General features: G+C 30.3%; 15 protein-coding genes and 1 other RNA gene. 1 reads left to right on the top strand and 15 read right to left on the bottom strand.

All coding sequences use genetic code 11. The features are described from left to right. Positions 1–44: 44 nt before the first annotated feature. The 7 genes from L3J60_RS06155 to L3J60_RS06125 all read right to left on the bottom strand — a co-directional run bounded on the left by L3J60_RS06155 (position 45) and on the right by L3J60_RS06125 (position 4,475). Entirely contained in the window at positions 45–698 is a 654-nt protein-coding gene (locus L3J60_RS06155; RefSeq protein WP_291974619.1) for a phosphatidylserine decarboxylase, read from the bottom strand. Between the two features lie 22 nt (positions 699–720). Further along, complete coding sequence (locus L3J60_RS06150) at positions 721–1,659, bottom strand: radical SAM protein (RefSeq protein WP_291974618.1); 939 nt, start codon at positions 1,657–1,659, stop codon at positions 721–723. An 89-nt stretch (positions 1,660–1,748) separates the two neighbouring features. Beyond that, entirely contained in the window at positions 1,749–2,198 is a 450-nt protein-coding gene (locus L3J60_RS06145; protein ID WP_291974617.1) for a CGGC domain-containing protein, read from the bottom strand. A 47-nt stretch (positions 2,199–2,245) separates the two neighbouring features. Further along, entirely contained in the window at positions 2,246–3,091 is an 846-nt protein-coding gene (locus L3J60_RS06140; RefSeq protein WP_291974616.1) for an ARMT1-like domain-containing protein, read from the bottom strand. After that, positions 3,075–3,470: a VOC family protein gene (locus tag L3J60_RS06135; RefSeq protein ID WP_291974615.1), complete on the bottom strand. Its 396-nt coding sequence runs from the start codon at positions 3,468–3,470 to the stop codon at positions 3,075–3,077. Before L3J60_RS06135 ends, L3J60_RS06140 begins: the two co-directional genes overlap by 17 nt. A 101-nt stretch (positions 3,471–3,571) precedes the next feature. Further along, on the bottom strand, positions 3,572–3,808 hold the full coding sequence (locus L3J60_RS06130) for a hypothetical protein (protein WP_291974614.1): 237 nt from the start codon (positions 3,806–3,808) through the stop codon (positions 3,572–3,574). A gap of 337 nt (positions 3,809–4,145) precedes the next feature. Continuing rightward, positions 4,146–4,475: a cupin domain-containing protein gene (locus L3J60_RS06125; protein WP_291974613.1), complete on the bottom strand. Its 330-nt coding sequence runs from the start codon at positions 4,473–4,475 to the stop codon at positions 4,146–4,148. Positions 4,476–4,603: 128 nt separating this feature from the next. Here L3J60_RS06125 and tnpA point away from each other — a divergent pair, with 128 nt between their 5' ends. Further along, positions 4,604–5,038, top strand: a complete 435-nt coding sequence (gene tnpA, locus L3J60_RS06120; protein WP_291974612.1) for an IS200/IS605 family transposase — start codon at positions 4,604–4,606, stop codon at positions 5,036–5,038. Positions 5,039–5,097: 59 nt separating this feature from the next. On the opposite strand, the gene L3J60_RS06115 is transcribed toward tnpA, so the two are convergent. From L3J60_RS06115 to L3J60_RS06080, 8 genes are all read right to left on the bottom strand, one after another. Continuing rightward, positions 5,098–5,529 carry an IS1595 family transposase gene (locus tag L3J60_RS06115; protein WP_291974611.1) on the bottom strand — a complete coding sequence of 144 codons (432 nt, stop codon included), beginning with the start codon at positions 5,527–5,529 and terminating at the stop codon, positions 5,098–5,100. Positions 5,530–6,014: 485 nt separating this feature from the next. After that, positions 6,015–8,276 carry an aconitate hydratase gene (locus L3J60_RS06110; protein ID WP_291974610.1) on the bottom strand — a complete coding sequence of 754 codons (2,262 nt, stop codon included), beginning with the start codon at positions 8,274–8,276 and terminating at the stop codon, positions 6,015–6,017. A 181-nt stretch (positions 8,277–8,457) separates the two neighbouring features. Continuing rightward, positions 8,458–8,763: RNase P RNA component class A (gene rnpB, locus L3J60_RS06105), an RNA gene on the bottom strand. 160 nt (positions 8,764–8,923) lie between these two features. Continuing rightward, positions 8,924–10,054 carry a molecular chaperone DnaJ gene (gene dnaJ, locus L3J60_RS06100; RefSeq protein ID WP_291974609.1) on the bottom strand — a complete coding sequence of 377 codons (1,131 nt, stop codon included), beginning with the start codon at positions 10,052–10,054 and terminating at the stop codon, positions 8,924–8,926. Positions 10,055–10,063: 9 nt separating this feature from the next. Then, positions 10,064–10,582 carry a nucleotide exchange factor GrpE gene (locus L3J60_RS06095; protein WP_291974608.1) on the bottom strand — a complete coding sequence of 173 codons (519 nt, stop codon included), beginning with the start codon at positions 10,580–10,582 and terminating at the stop codon, positions 10,064–10,066. 101 nt (positions 10,583–10,683) lie between these two features. Further along, positions 10,684–12,000, bottom strand: coding sequence for a UDP-N-acetylglucosamine 1-carboxyvinyltransferase (murA, locus tag L3J60_RS06090; protein WP_291974607.1), 1,317 nt, complete (start codon positions 11,998–12,000; stop codon positions 10,684–10,686). 1 nt (position 12,001) lies between these two features. After that, complete coding sequence (locus tag L3J60_RS06085) at positions 12,002–12,634, bottom strand: DUF4290 domain-containing protein (RefSeq protein ID WP_291974606.1); 633 nt, start codon at positions 12,632–12,634, stop codon at positions 12,002–12,004. Positions 12,635–12,696: 62 nt separating this feature from the next. Further along, entirely contained in the window at positions 12,697–15,036 is a 2,340-nt protein-coding gene (locus tag L3J60_RS06080; RefSeq protein WP_291974605.1) for an ATP-dependent helicase, read from the bottom strand. Positions 15,037–15,038 lie beyond the last annotated feature (2 nt).

Raw genomic sequence — 15,038 nt, 5'->3', positions numbered from 1 at the left:
AGAAATATTTTATATATCACTTCCATAAGATTCTTTAATATAAATTACAATAAAATTCGCTGCCCTATTTTAATATTGTCTCCTTTTTTTACCAAAACATTCAAATAATTAGGGAAGCATAATAACATAGTTGAACCAATACTAAAATAGCCACAAGGAACTCCTTTTTTATATTCTTTCTGTTCTTCGTAATCTGTAAAAATTCTATTTACATTCAACGAGCCAACAGCAATCATTGCTATTGGAAATTTATCGGTTTGAAAAATAGAACCTATAGATGCATTTTTTTTGATTGCCTTGCTAAACATTTCTATTCCCAATAAATTTTCTAAGCCTATATACACAGGAAAAATAGCCTTTCCTTTGTTTTTTTGTGTATAAATAAACTTTCCGCTATTTGGTGTAACCCAAAAATGATCATTAAGCGGACTTAAATAAATATTGATATATTTTCCGCCAGTAAATTGCCTATAATAATTCCCAATCAAATCTTTTAACCTTATTTCTTTATTGAATTTTGAGATAAGTATTCCATCATTATCAATATTACCAATATGCACAACTTTTCCTTCGACTGGGCTTATTAAAGCCTTATCCTGCATATCAACATTTATATCTTTATACTGATGAAACTTTTTATTTAATCCAAAAATGTCTGCAATTCTACCAATTAATGAGTTATTTGTTGCTTGTTCCATTATTTCCCTCCTTTAAATCAATTTATTTATGTTTCAATTCATAAAACACACCTCTTTCAAGGGTAACAGTTCTAATTTTATTATTAGCCTCCAGTGCTCCCAAATATTTATTTATTTCATTAATGTGGATGCCTAAAAAATTATGTAAATCATCAAGAGTACAAGGGCGGCGGGTAATCGTTTCTATAATTGCTGTTTCAATATCACCGTTATATGATTCAATACTTGACCGTTTATCTGGAGAGGCTATGATTTCAATATTTGGCAATTCCCAAAAGTCAATAATTCCTTGCATTTCATTCTTTGTTAAAGGAATTAAATCATGCCTTGTTCCAGGACGATCTAAGGTGTTTAATTGAACGATATCCGGTTTAATTTTAAGAATTGCTTCTTTCAATAATTTTAATTCTTCTTTTGTATCATTGTATCCTTTCAATAAAAATATTTCGAGCCAAATTTCACCACTATATTCTTTTCTTAAATCAACTAATCCCTGAATATATGTTTTAATATTTAATTTTTTACTGGGCCTGTTAATTTTTCTAAATACATCTCTACTTGCTGCATCTAACGAAGGCAAAATTACATCAGCATCCAACAATTCGGTTCTTAAGTTTTTATCATACAATAAAGACCCATTTGTTAATATGGCTGTTTTCATTTTAGGATATTCTTTTTTGATAAAATTCAAGACATCTCCAATTCTATTGTTTAAAGTTGGTTCTCCCGATCCTGAAAATGTAATGTAATCAATTTTAGGATTATTGCTCATAAATTGCTTTAATTCAGCAATAACATCATCATATTTAACATACTCCATTCTATCTAGAGTGAGCTTTGTAGTTTTACCTACTTCGCAATAAACACAATTTAATGAGCAAACTTTTTTAGGAATTAAGTCAATTCCTAATGACATTCCTAACCGACGTGACGGAACAGGTCCAAAAAGATGTTTATACATATACTAAAATTTTAGCTATTATATTTATTTGTTTGCAGATGTTAAGCATTAACAAAATAGCTGATAAAAAGATAAAAAATGTTTAATAATTAATCATATGCTAAGCGTGTTTTTTCATCGCACAGTGTTGGATTGATTATTCTTTGCCATTCCGGAGTATTCCATGTTTCTAATTTTGTGTGTGTTAAAAAATATTTTTGTGGGATAGGATGTGTTCCAACAACTACTTTTATATTATATTTATTTTTAATAAATTGTTTAAAATGATTGATGTAAGGACATGGAGGATAGCCAACAACAAATCCTGTAGCCAAATGAATTACTTCTACTCCGTTTTTTATCATTTCTTCTGGTGTATATTCAATATTTCCACCAGGACAACCCCCACAAGTTGTATAACCTACTAACTCTAAATTTGTATCATTATCATAAATACTAAAAGCTCCTTCATGATTTTTCATTGCACGAAAACACTTCCCTCCTGCATAATTTCGGTATCGGTCACAAATGATGATTCCAATTTTCTTTGATTTTACCATAATATTAAATTTATTTGAATATTATATTTTAGTCTCTTCATCTCTTACTATATTTTATGTTCTTTAAAAATAATTGAATCTTCTTTCACCCCAAGATGATTAGATATAATTGAGCATTTTGTTTTTAATAAGAAAAAAACTTGTCTTTTACAATCAGATAATCCTTCATAATTCCCCTGTCCTTTACTTATTATAAGATCGGAAGTATTGAAAAGTCTAATAAATTCAGGTGTACTCTGTTTGAGAATTATACCAGGAGACTTACATCCTGAATCAATTAATTCAGCTACTTCATCTAATCCCGAAGCAATAGCATCTTCCATAGTAACATCATTAATTATAGGGATTGAACGGACGGCATATTTTACTGGTTTTTTCAATTCTTTAATGAGTAGTTTATCAAAAACTGATTCTCCCGCATTATCACCAATATAAAAAATGTTTTTAGATTTTTCTAATTGAATTTTAAAAATTTCATAATCAAAAATAGCAAAATCCTGTTTCAAAATAATTTTTACATCTTTTACTATATTAAATGATTTATTAACACCCAAATCAATAATATTTCCAGCAATAGCTATTTTTATAGCAGAAAGAAGTTTATCATCAGAATTTGCCACTATATTTTCCAATTCGGAATAAATAGATTTTGTTTCTTTAAAATGTTGTTGTTTAATATTTTTATATGAGTCATTAACTCCGGTAACTTCTTTTACAATATTATAGACTATCATTCCTGTTTCAGCAGGTGTAGCTTGCATTGAAATGGTTTTCACCATTTCACCTGTTTTATTTAGAATTTGCTTTAATAGTTTTTCATCAGAAGTAACCATTCGCCCCGCACGCAATGCTTGTTGCATAAAACAAGGAATACAATCAAGATAAGTTTTCATTATTTTCTATTTTTAATTCAAAAATATTTCTCGCTTTATCTTTAATAAAAATAATATCGGGTTTGTCGTTTCTTTGTATTCTTGTTATTGGATATCCTGCATTTTCACTTCTTTTTGCAATTATTTTACGGTTTGTTACTTCTAAACAGAGGTGGGCAAAACCCATTTTAGCGTTTTCAGAATAAATAAATAATTCAAAATGTAGATTCTCTTTTTTATAGAGAAAGACTTCTGGTTGTTTTATTATACCAAAAAAAATTGTTGCAAAAACAGAGTTAAGTGCAAATTGATATTCAAAGTTGAACCCAAGTATGTTTTGGTAAAAATCAACTAACTCATCTTTACTTTGAACATTTAATCCTATATGATTTAATTTCATTACTGTTCAATTATTTATCTAATTGTTATGACAACAAATTATTTATTTTGGGAAGGTGACCAAAATTTAAACATATTAGAAATAGCAGAAGATAAATCCCTTTAGCCCTTAGAACGCTTATCATTTAACAACTCTTCTCTGATCATTGTATGGCCACACTCTGGGCATTTAAGTGTTGTACATTTAATGCCTTGTTGATGTTGAACTTTAGCACCACATTTAGCACATATACAATAACCCCCAACACTATACGCTCCTCCTTTGTTTTTCCCTTGACCACCACCACTTCCAAGTCCCTTGCCTTGTCCAGTTCCGTTATTTTTTCTTAATCTTGTCATTTTATGAGTTTTAAAATTATTATTTAATTATTATGTACTCATTCTATTTATTACGAATAGTTTTTTTAGGGTAGCTTTTATCAGCCTTTCCAGTTTATTATTTAGGAAAGCATCTAAAGCATCTTTCGCAACAAATATTTTTGCTAAATAAAACTTGGCATTTCGATTATCTAAAATACTGAATGATTTGGACCAGTATTTCCAATAATAACATACAAAACTCCTTTGTTAACCAAATCAATTAATCTAGGATGATTATCATCATGCCCTTGATACACTCTAGCTTCTATTTCCTTGGTATCTCTCTTGCTTTAATACCTGTTAAGCAATCCTTCGATTATTGAACTACTTGAAGAGGATCCCACACAACCAGAATTAAAGCTCCTTTTTTTGATTCGAATGGCCCGTGCTCCTCTCCAGACGAAAAAATCTGGTAAGAACCAGCTGGATAGCTTTCCCCACCGCTTTGGTATTCTCCTTCAAGCACAAAATGTTGCTCCGCTGTAATGTGCGAATGCGGAGCCATATTAAAGCCTTCTGGTAATTTTAATAAAATTGTTTGTCCCTTATTATCATCATCCCTTAGGACTTTTCTTTTTGTTCCCTTAGAATAACCTGTGGCAGTTTCCCAATTTAACTCGTCGTACAAATTCTTAATTCTTTTCATAATTCCTATTTTTTAAGTGTTAATGTATAGATTTAATATATATGTATTCATTGGTCACAGATGTTAGTTGAAACTATGCACTTTAGTGCAAGACTTTCAGTTGCTACACAATTTTGTACTTTTGAGATATGAAAGGACAAAGGCGTATGGGTCACACAGTATCTAGACTCACAGTTCACATAGTTTGGGTTACAAAATATCGTTTTCAAGTACTTAAAGGCGATGTTCAAGTAAGATGTCGTGATATCGTAAAACAGATTTGTGATTCTGAAGACATCCATATTCTTAGCGGAGTTATAAGCAAAGACCATGTACATCTTCATATAGAATATCGACCTTCTCAAAAAATCAGTGATATTGTAAAACGTTTGAAAGGGAGGACATCTCGACGACTTCAAGAGGAATTCCCTGCACTTAATAAACGTTATTGGGGCAGGCATTTTTGGGCGATAGGTTATGGTGTTTGGAGTACGGGGAACATTACAGACAAAATGGTTCAAGAATATCTCGAACATCATCGTAATCCATCTAACTTGGATAATGATAATATTATTTTGGAATAAGAATTTCATTCTTTACATTTTTTTTGAACCTATGGATTTTCAATCCATAGTGGTTTAGTTTATTTATTATTTATATATTTAACTCTATTTTCATCTATTTGAATATAATCTGATATCTTATAAAGAAAATTATCAGCTTCAGATATATTATTTATTTTTTTCAACATTAACCAAATGGGTTCATAGCGTTTATGTCCAAGTTCTTTTTGAAGTTCAAGTGCTGATATTTTTTTACCTATGATATTTAAATAGGCTATAGTCGCTAACCAATATTTTAATGGTAAATTACTGTGTTCTATAATAGTCCCATTTTTAAGTGATGTTCTATAATTACATTCTTTACATTCAAAACTCTTCTTATCTTTTTTCCAATAATGTTCCTCGTTTCCACACTTTTTACAAACAACACCTTCTTGCTCTCTAATACATCTCAATATTTGACAGCAAGCCAATTCATCAGGAAAATATTTATAGAATTCTGATAATTTCATAATACAAAGATAAAACATTTTAGGTAATATTGCGGATAATATCTAGAAAATATTATATTTGCAAAGCTAATTGTAGTCTTCTTTTTTTGCCATATACTAAAATTATAATTTCAATAAGAGCGATGATTTAAAAATAGTTCTTTTGTAGTTTTAGGTTTAATATTGGCATGTGCAAATTTCAAATATCCTATTTATGAGTGGGTTTTAGCATGACATACAAATGTATTATACCACCTAACGGAGGCTCTAATGTCAAGCTAATAATTATATATCCATACTCTAATTTGCTTAAGCGATTCCTCGTTTTGCTATGGGATAACATTCAGCACTAATATGAAGTATTTTCATAGAAACTATTTTAAAGGAAAAAGTTACAAAAAATTCTAATACTAATTCTCTAAAAAAATAATAGTTTATCTTTTAATTTGAATAAAAAAAAGGGAAACTTTAAAGTTTCCCTTTTAAAAATTAAAAGTTAAAATTAATTATGCATTTTCCTTTTTAATTAAATTAAGTGCAGAGCCCTCATTATACCAATCTATTTGATTTTTATTATAAGTATGGTTTAATTTAATTATATCTTTACTACCATCTTTATGAACAATTTCTAAAGTTAGTTGTTTCTCTGGTGCAAATTCATTTAAATCTAAAAAGTTGAATGTATCATCTTCTTGAATTAAATCATATTCTGTTTCCATATCAAAGGTCAATCCTAACATTCCCTGTTTTTTAAGATTAGTTTCATGAATACGAGCAAATGATTTTACAATAACGGCAACTACTCCTAAATTTCTAGGCTCCATTGCTGCATGTTCACGAGAAGAGCCTTCTCCATAATTATAATCTCCTACTACTATTGAAGGAATTCCTGCTTTTTTGTAAGCTCGTGCTGTATCTGGCACTGTGCCAAATTCTCCTGTGATTTGATTTTTAACTTTATTAGTTGCACCACCAAAAGCATTTACCGCTCCAATTAGCATATTATTAGAAATATTATCTAAATGTCCACGGTAACGTAACCAAGGTCCAGCCATTGAAATATGGTCTGTTGTACATTTTCCAAAAGCCTTAATTAATAATTTTGCTCCTTTAATTTCACTTCCAATTGGTTTAAAAGGAGTTAATAATTGTAATCTTTCAGATTTTGGACTTACATTAATTTTAATATCTGAACCATCTTTTATTGGTGCTACATAACCAGGATCATCTACTTCAAATCCCTTTGGAGGTAATTCAAATCCTGTTGGTTCTTCTAAAACAACCTCTTCTCCATTTCTATTGATTAATTTATCCGTTAATGGATTAAAATCTAATTTACCAGAAATTGCCACTGCAGCCACCATAGAAGGCGATGCAACAAAAGCATGGGTATTTGGATTACCGTCAGCTCGTTTTGAAAAGTTTCTATTAAAAGAGTGAACAATGGTGTTTTTTTCTTCTTTTTCTGCTCCTTCTCTAGCCCATTGACCTATACATGGACCACAAGCGTTTGTAAATATTTTCGCATTTAAATCTTCAAATATTTGTAATAATCCATCTCGTTCAGCAGTATAACGCACTTGTTCTGAACCTGGATTTATACCAAATTCAGCTTTAACTTCTAAATTTTTATCAACGGCTTGTTTTGCTATTGAAGCTGCCCTAGATAAATCTTCATAAGAAGAGTTGGTACAAGAACCTATTAATCCCCATTCTACTTTTAGTGGCCAACCATTCTTTGTTGCTTTTTCAGTCATTTCACCAACTGGAGTAGCTAAATCTGGAGTGAAAGGTCCATTTAAATGTGGTTTTAATTCTGATAAATTGATTTCAATAACCTCATCAAAATAGTTTTCAGGATTTTCATATACTTCTGTATCACCAGTTAAATAGGATGCTATTTTGTTTGCTTCATCAGCAACTTCATTTCTATCAGTTGCTCTTAAATAACGTTCCATAGAATCATCATAACCAAAGGTAGAAGTAGTAGCTCCAATTTCAGCTCCCATATTACAAATAGTGCCTTTACCTGTGGCAGAAATAGATTTAGCTCCTTCTCCAAAATATTCTACAATTGCACCAGTACCGCCTTTTGCAGTAAGTATTCCTGCTACTTTTAAAATAACATCTTTAGGGGCAGTCCAACCAGAAAGTTTCCCTGTTAATTTTATACCAATTAATTTAGGAAATTTTAGTTCCCAAGGCATTCCTGCCATTACATCTACGGCATCTGCTCCACCAACTCCAATAGCAATCATACCTAAACCGCCTGCATTTACAGTATGTGAATCAGTACCTATCATCATTCCGCCTGGAAAAGCATAATTTTCTAATACTACTTGATGAATAATTCCTGCTCCTGGTTTCCAAAAACCAATTCCATATTTATTGGAAACTGAAGCTAAAAAATTAAAAACTTCACTACTATTGTTTAATGCAGTTTGCAAATCTTTAGTAGCTCCCATTTTAGCTTGAATTAAATGATCGCAATGTACAGTTGTTGGTACCGCAACTTTATTTTTACCAGCTTGCATAAATTGTAATAAGGCCATTTGAGCGGTAGCATCTTGACAAGCAATTCTATCTGGAGCAAAATCTACATAATCTTCACCTCTTTTATATGCTTGTTTTGAGTTTCCTTCCCATAAATGGTTATATAATATTTTTTCTGCCAAAGTAAGTGGTTTTCCAGCCACCTTTTTAGCTATATCAACACGTTCTGTCATACGAGCATAAACGTCTTTAATCATATCTATATCAAATGCCATATCTATATTATTTAGTTTATTATTTTGTGAGTTCAAATTTACAAAAATTTGAACTATTTTTAAAAATAATTAGCATAATCCTCAATAAGTTATTAATGTTTTAATATTTCTATTGAAATTTAGCTATTTATCAAAAAACAGCTCTAAATATGGTTAAATTTTAATAAAAATGTAGTTAGAATAAAAAAGTAGGTCTATAAGCCGGATTCTGTATTTCAATAAAATGAAATCCTTATCATTTATCTAGACTTTAAATTGCTTTAAAGTTCAATCTGCCTACCCCTTGAAATAAAGCGAGTAACTTTAAAATTTCAATATACATGGCATTGCACCGCATAGAGTTTACCTGGTTTCACTACAGCCGAACTGTACTTGCTTTCTGTTGCACTTGTCCTCAACTTTCGCTGGACGGATGTTATCCGCTATACTACTCTGTGGTGTCCGGACTTTCCTTTCCGATAAACGGAACGATAAGGCGACCTACTTTTAATTTGGCAAAAATACGTTATTAATCGCTATGAAAAAACCCACTCATAGTATGAGTGGGAAAATTGCTATGAAAAAGAAAAAGTGTTATTAGATAATAACCTAATAACACTTCAAATATAATTTTTTTATTGATTAATTTAAAGAAAAAAATATTTTTTTTACGAAAACATGTCTTTTACTTTTTCAAAAAAGGATTTATCATTTGCAGATGGATTTGGAGCGAAATTTTCATCATCTACCATCTTGTCAAAAAATTGTTTTTGCTCTTTAGATAAATTTTGTGGAGTCCAAACATTTATATGCACTAATAAATCTCCATTTCCATAACTTTCAATACTTGGCAAACCTTTTCCTCGTAATCTTAATATTTTACCAGATTGAGTTCCTGGCTCTATTTTAATTTTTACTTTTCCTGTAACTGTAGTAATATTTTTAGAAACTCCCAATACCGCTTCTGAAAAATTAATATATAAATCATGATGCAAATTGGTGCCTTCACGTTTTAAAGTTGCATGCTCTAATTCTTCAATAACAACAATTAAATCTCCATCAATAGAATTATTTCCAGGGGCTGCATTTCCTTTTCCATTAACTTTTAACTGAACACCTTCTGTTACACCTGCAGGAATTTTAATAGAGACGGTTTCTTCTTTTTGAATTAACCCACTACTATCTGCATTTTTAGGTTTCTTATCTAATACTTCTCCTGCGCCATGACAAGTTGGACAAGTGCTAGCCGTTTGCATTCTACCTAAAATAGTATTAGTTATACGCATTACTTGTCCGTTACCATTACAAGTAGAACAAGTTTTAAAAGTAACACCTTCAGCTTTTACTTTTCTACGGACTTTAACTTTCTTTTCAACCCCGGTAGCAATTTCTTCCAAAGTTAGTTTAACTCTAATTCTTAAATTGCTTCCTTTAACTCTTGCTCTTCCTCTTGAAGATCCACCAAAACCACTGAAGCCTCCACCACCACCAAAAGCACCGCCAAAAATATCTCCAAATTGACTGAATATATCATCCATATTCATATGTCCTCCTTGGAAACCTCCTCCTGCACCACCTTCAAAAGCAGCATGACCATATTGATCGTAGCGTGCTTTTTTATTTGGATCACTTAATATTTCGTAGGCTTCTGCTGCTTGCTTAAATTTTTCTTCAGCACTTTTATCTCCTGGATTTTTATCTGGATGATATTTTATGGCTTTTTTTCGGTATGCTTTTTTTATTTCGGCAACAGTCGCTGATCTGGTAATTTTTAAAACTTCGTAATAATCTACTTTCATATCTCTAAATTATTGTCCAACAACTACTTTTGGATATCTTATTATTTTATCTCCTAATTTATATCCTTGTTCAATAACATCAATAATTTTACCTTTTAAATCATCTGACGGTGCTGGAATTTGAGTGATTGCTTCATGTAATTCTACATCAAAAACATCTTCAGCCTTTACTTCCATTTCAGTTAATCCTTTTTGAGCTAAAGAATTTCTAAGTTTATTATTAATAAGCTCCATTCCTTTTAATAACTCAGAATCATCAGACTTTTTAATTTCTGCCAAACCCCTTTCAAAATCATCTAAAATTGGTAATAAAACTGTCATTAATTCCTCACTGGCAGTTTTAAATAATTCAATACGCTCTTTTGAAGTTCGTTTTTTATAATTTTCAAATTCAGCAAACAAACGTAAAAATTTATCTTTTTCTTTAGATAATTCTCCTGTAAGCTGATCTTCAACACTAATTTCAGTAGTTTCTTCTATAAACTCTTCTTTATGATTTTCTTTTTTATGTTCCTTCTTTTTACTCATATCTTTTCTTAAAAAAAATTCATTTTAGTAATAGCAATTTTTTTGCCAATTTAAAAAAAATGACATTATGACATTAAAAAAAATCTCGATTAATCGAGATTTTAAATACATTGTTCAGTTCTTGTAATTTTAGCTCCAATAGCCCTAAGCCTTTCATCAATATTTTCATAACCTCTATCTATTTGTTCAATATTATGAATGGTGCTTATTCCTTTAGCTGAAAGTGCAGCAATTAATAAAGAAATTCCAGCTCTAATGTCTGGGGATGTCATGGTTGTACCTTTTAAACTAGATTCATGATTCAAACCAATAACTGTGGCTCTATGAGGATCACAAAGGATTACTTTTGCTCCCATATCAATAAGTTTATCTACAAAAAATAATCGACTTTCAAACATTTTCTGATGGACTAAAATACTACCTTTTGCTTGTGTAGCAACTACTAAAACAACACTTAATAAATCTGGAGTAAAACCTGGCCAAGGAGCATCAGCAATAGTTAAAATGGAACCATCCATAAAATTTTGGATTTCATAATTTTCTTGCTCAGGAATAAAAATATCATCTCCTTTTTGTTCTAATTTAATTCCTAATTTTTTAAATACTGTAGGAATTAACCCTAAATTGTTCCAACTAACATCTTTAATGGTTAATGATGATTTTGTCATAGCTGCCATGCCAATCCAGCTACCAATTTCAATCATATCGGGTAAAACTTTATGGTTACAACCATTTATTTTTTTTACACCTTTTATACTAAGTAAATTTGAACCAATACCAGAAATATTAGCTCCCATAGTATTTAGCATTTTACATAATTGTTGAATGTAAGGTTCGCAGGCTGCATTATAAATTGTAGTTTCTCCTTTTGCTAATACTGCTGCCATAATAATATTTGCAGTCCCCGTTACTGAAGCTTCTTCAAGCAACATTGAGGTTCCGACTAATTTATCAGCTTCAACGCCATAAAATTTTTCATCGTGGTTGTATCTTAATGTGGCTCCTAGTTTTATAAATCCTTCAAAATGGGTATCTAGTCTTCTACGACCTATTTTATCTCCTCCGGGACGAGGAATGTATCCTTTTCCAAAACGTGCTAATAATGGTCCAACAATCATTATTGAACCACGTAAGGAACTTCCATCACGTTTAAAATCATCAGACTCTAAATAATTTAAATTTATATCATCGGCTTTAAAAGAATAGGTGTGTTCATCTATTTGTTTGATTTTAACGCCTAATTCCTTTAAAATAAAAATTAATTTATTAACATCTCTTATATTAGGAATATTACTGATTACAACTTCTTCATCAGTTAATAAAACAGCACAAATCACTTGTAACGCCTCATTTTTAGCTCCTTGAGGTGTAATGCTACCGTTTAATTTATGACCTCCTTCTATAACAAATGTTGCCATACTATTTTTTTGAGTAGTTATATTTTTTATTTTTTTGGTGTTGTTGTTTGGTATTTGTCTTTCTTTTTCGCAATAAATTTCTACTTTCTGCTAATTCTTCATGTAATGGTTCTAAATCTATTTTTCCATTAGATAAATCCATTAAATGTTTATAAATTACCGCATCATCTACCGTATCGTTATTCCAATTTAAATAGCATTTTTTCATATGATTTGCAATTGCAAAATATAATGCTTCACGTTGTTCACCTTCCTCCCACGTTAAAGCAGTATCAATCATAGTTTGAATATTGGTTCCGTAGAACTTATATTTTGTAGCTGATTTTGGATATGCTAATGGCTCTGGTTTTTCATCAAAAACTTCTTTAGTTATTTTACCAAAAGGTGGCGTTACGTTCAATTTAAAATCAGATATTATAAATAATTGATCCCAAAGTTTGTGTTTAAAATCTGGAACATCTCTTAAATGAGGTTGAAGATTTCCCATAACATCTATTATTGCTTTTGCCATTTTATCTCGTTCAGCATCATCTTCTATTTTTACGCAATAATCTATTAATTTTTGAATATGCCTTCCGTATTCCGGAATAATTAAATGCGACCTATCTGAATTGTATTCTAAATCAAATTCCATCTATCTATTTCTGTTTTTATTTTATGCAAATTACAACTTAAAAATTGGTTTTACAATGCCTTTTAGCTAATTATTGTAAGCTTTGCAAATTGTAATAATAATTTTTTTAATCCGACTGAAGCAAACTTAATTTCTGCTTTTTTATTAGCTCCTGTACCTTCTAAATTAATTACTTCTCCTTTACCAAACTTGGCATGTACAACTATATTGCCTACTACAATAGCATTATCGAATAAATTATTATTTTGAATAGTGGCATTTGTAACTTTCTTTAAGTTTTTAGGCATATTAAATTTTAGGTTTGGTGTTTCTATTTTTGATATTTGTTTTTTTATAAGATTTCTTTGAATAGGCTTTTTAAAACGAATTTTATTTTGTGGTACACTTCCAAAAATATCTTCATTTATAAATTTATTTTGTTGAAAATGTACTTTTTTCACTTTTAAATACTCTAAAAACTCTTCATCAATTTCTTCTAAAAATCTACTAGGCTCACAGTCTATTAATTTTCCCCAACGATATCTTGTTTGTGCGTAACTTAAATAGGCTTGCTTTTCTGCTCTTGTTAATGCTACATAAAATAAACGGCGTTCCTCTTCTAACTCGCTTCTGGTATTCATACTCATTGCGGATGGAAACAATGTTTCTTCTAAACCAACAATATACACAAATGGAAATTCCAGTCCTTTTGCTAAATGAATGGTCATTAAAGCTACTCTTGGAGTATCATCTTTTTTATCACTATCAAAATCGGTAGCTAAAGCAACATCTTCTAAAAAAAAGGACAAGGAATCTTCCTCCTCTTTTTCTTTTTGAACTTCAATAAAATCTTTAATTCCATTTAATAATTCCTGAATATTTTCAACTTTACTTACACCTTCAGGAGTTCCATCCTTTTCTAAATCTCTTATTAATTGTGTTTGTTTAACTACAAAATCGGTAATTTCAAAAGCATTTTTGGTTTTTGCTTCAATTTGAAAATGTTGAATCATAGTAACAAAATTGGAAAGTTTTGTTTTTACGCCTGCATTTAAATTTATATCAATTTTATATATATTTTGAATGATTTCAAAAATAGATTTTTTATAATGATTTGCTGCAACAGCTAATTTGTCCATAGTTGTAGAGCCTATTCCGCGGGCTGGATAATTTATAACTCTTTTTAATGCTTCTTCATCATTTTGATTTACCAACAAACGTAAATAAGCTAAAATATCTTTTATCTCTTTTCGTTGATAAAAAGATAATCCTCCGTAAATTTTATATTTAATATCTTTTTTTCGTAAAGCATCTTCAATAGCTCTTGATTGTGCATTAGTCCTATACAAAATTGCAAAATCAGAATTTTTTAATTGCAAATTCATCGCATTTTCAAAAATAGAATTAGCTACAAATCTGCCTTCATCTGCTTCTGTATAAGTTTGCATTACTTTTATTTTTGTACCTCTATCATTATCTGTCCAAACTTGTTTATCTAATTTTGTTTTATTTTTTGCAATTACGCTATTTGCAGCTTCTACAATATTTTTTGTTGAACGATAATTTTGTTCTAGCTTAAAAACAGAAACTTTATCATAATCGCGTTGAAAGTTTAATATATTCTGAATGTTTGCTCCTCGAAAAGCGTAAATACTTTGCGAGTCATCACCAACTACACAAATATTTTGAAAACGATCGGCTAATGCCCTAACAATCAAATACTGAGAATGATTGGTATCTTGATACTCATCCACCAAAATATATTTAAATCGATTTTGATATTTTGCTAAAACTTCAGGAAACCTTGTTAAAATTTCATTTGTTCGTAGTAGTAAATCATCAAAATCCATAGCTCCGGCTTTAAAACATCTATCTACATATTGTTGATAAATTTCACCCAGTTTTGGTCGTTGAGCCATTTTGTCTGCCAAAATTAAATCAGTATCATTATAATATGCTTTAACCGTTATTAGACTATTTTTTAAGGAAGAAATTCTGCTTAAAATCTGTTTTGATTTATATTTTTCTCTATCTAACTGCATTTCTTTAATAATAGAAGAAATCAACCGGACAGCATCTTGCATATCATAAATAGTGAAATTTGAAGGAAAACCTAAATGATGACCTTCCGAACGTAAAATTCTGGCGAAAACGGAATGAAAAGTTCCCATCCAAAGGTTTTTAGATTCAGAATCGCCAACTACGGTTGCAATCCTATTTTTCATTTCTCGTGCAGCTTTATTGGTAAAAGTCAACGATAAAATATTGAAAGGATCAATACCTTGCTTCATTAAATGAGCAATTCTATAAGTTAAAACTCGCGTTTTACCAGAGCCTGCACCAGCAATGATAATCATTGGACCATCTTTGTGTAAAACGGCAGCTTTTTGAGATTCGTTAAGATTTTCTAAATAAGTATTCACAG

The organism is Lutibacter sp., from assembly GCF_021647475.1.
In the GTDB taxonomy this organism is placed as follows: domain Bacteria; phylum Bacteroidota; class Bacteroidia; order Flavobacteriales; family Flavobacteriaceae; genus Lutibacter.
This window is presented reverse-complemented; position numbering and strand designations above follow the sequence as displayed.

Excerpts from the sequence above, each read along its gene's own strand:
- L3J60_RS06095 (WP_291974608.1), bottom strand. The coding sequence starts at position 10,582 with ATGAGTAAAAAGAAGGAACATAAAAAAGAAAATCATAAAGAAGAGTTT.
- L3J60_RS06145 (WP_291974617.1), bottom strand. The coding sequence starts at position 2,198 with ATGGTAAAATCAAAGAAAATTGGAATCATCATTTGTGACCGATACCGA.
- L3J60_RS06125 (WP_291974613.1), bottom strand. The coding sequence starts at position 4,475 with ATGAAAAGAATTAAGAATTTGTACGACGAGTTAAATTGGGAAACTGCC.
- L3J60_RS06130 (WP_291974614.1), bottom strand. The coding sequence starts at position 3,808 with ATGACAAGATTAAGAAAAAATAACGGAACTGGACAAGGCAAGGGACTT.
- L3J60_RS06140 (WP_291974616.1), bottom strand. The coding sequence starts at position 3,091 with ATGAAAACTTATCTTGATTGTATTCCTTGTTTTATGCAACAAGCATTG.
- L3J60_RS06115 (WP_291974611.1), bottom strand. The coding sequence starts at position 5,529 with ATGAAATTATCAGAATTCTATAAATATTTTCCTGATGAATTGGCTTGC.
- L3J60_RS06150 (WP_291974618.1), bottom strand. The coding sequence starts at position 1,659 with ATGTATAAACATCTTTTTGGACCTGTTCCGTCACGTCGGTTAGGAATG.
- L3J60_RS06155 (WP_291974619.1), bottom strand. The coding sequence starts at position 698 with ATGGAACAAGCAACAAATAACTCATTAATTGGTAGAATTGCAGACATT.
- murA (WP_291974607.1), bottom strand. The coding sequence starts at position 12,000 with ATGGCAACATTTGTTATAGAAGGAGGTCATAAATTAAACGGTAGCATT.
- L3J60_RS06085 (WP_291974606.1), bottom strand. The coding sequence starts at position 12,634 with ATGGAATTTGATTTAGAATACAATTCAGATAGGTCGCATTTAATTATT.
- L3J60_RS06110 (WP_291974610.1), bottom strand. The coding sequence starts at position 8,276 with ATGGCATTTGATATAGATATGATTAAAGACGTTTATGCTCGTATGACA.
- dnaJ (WP_291974609.1), bottom strand. The coding sequence starts at position 10,054 with ATGAAAGTAGATTATTACGAAGTTTTAAAAATTACCAGATCAGCGACT.
- tnpA (WP_291974612.1), top strand. The coding sequence starts at position 4,604 with ATGAAAGGACAAAGGCGTATGGGTCACACAGTATCTAGACTCACAGTT.
- L3J60_RS06135 (WP_291974615.1), bottom strand. The coding sequence starts at position 3,470 with ATGAAATTAAATCATATAGGATTAAATGTTCAAAGTAAAGATGAGTTA.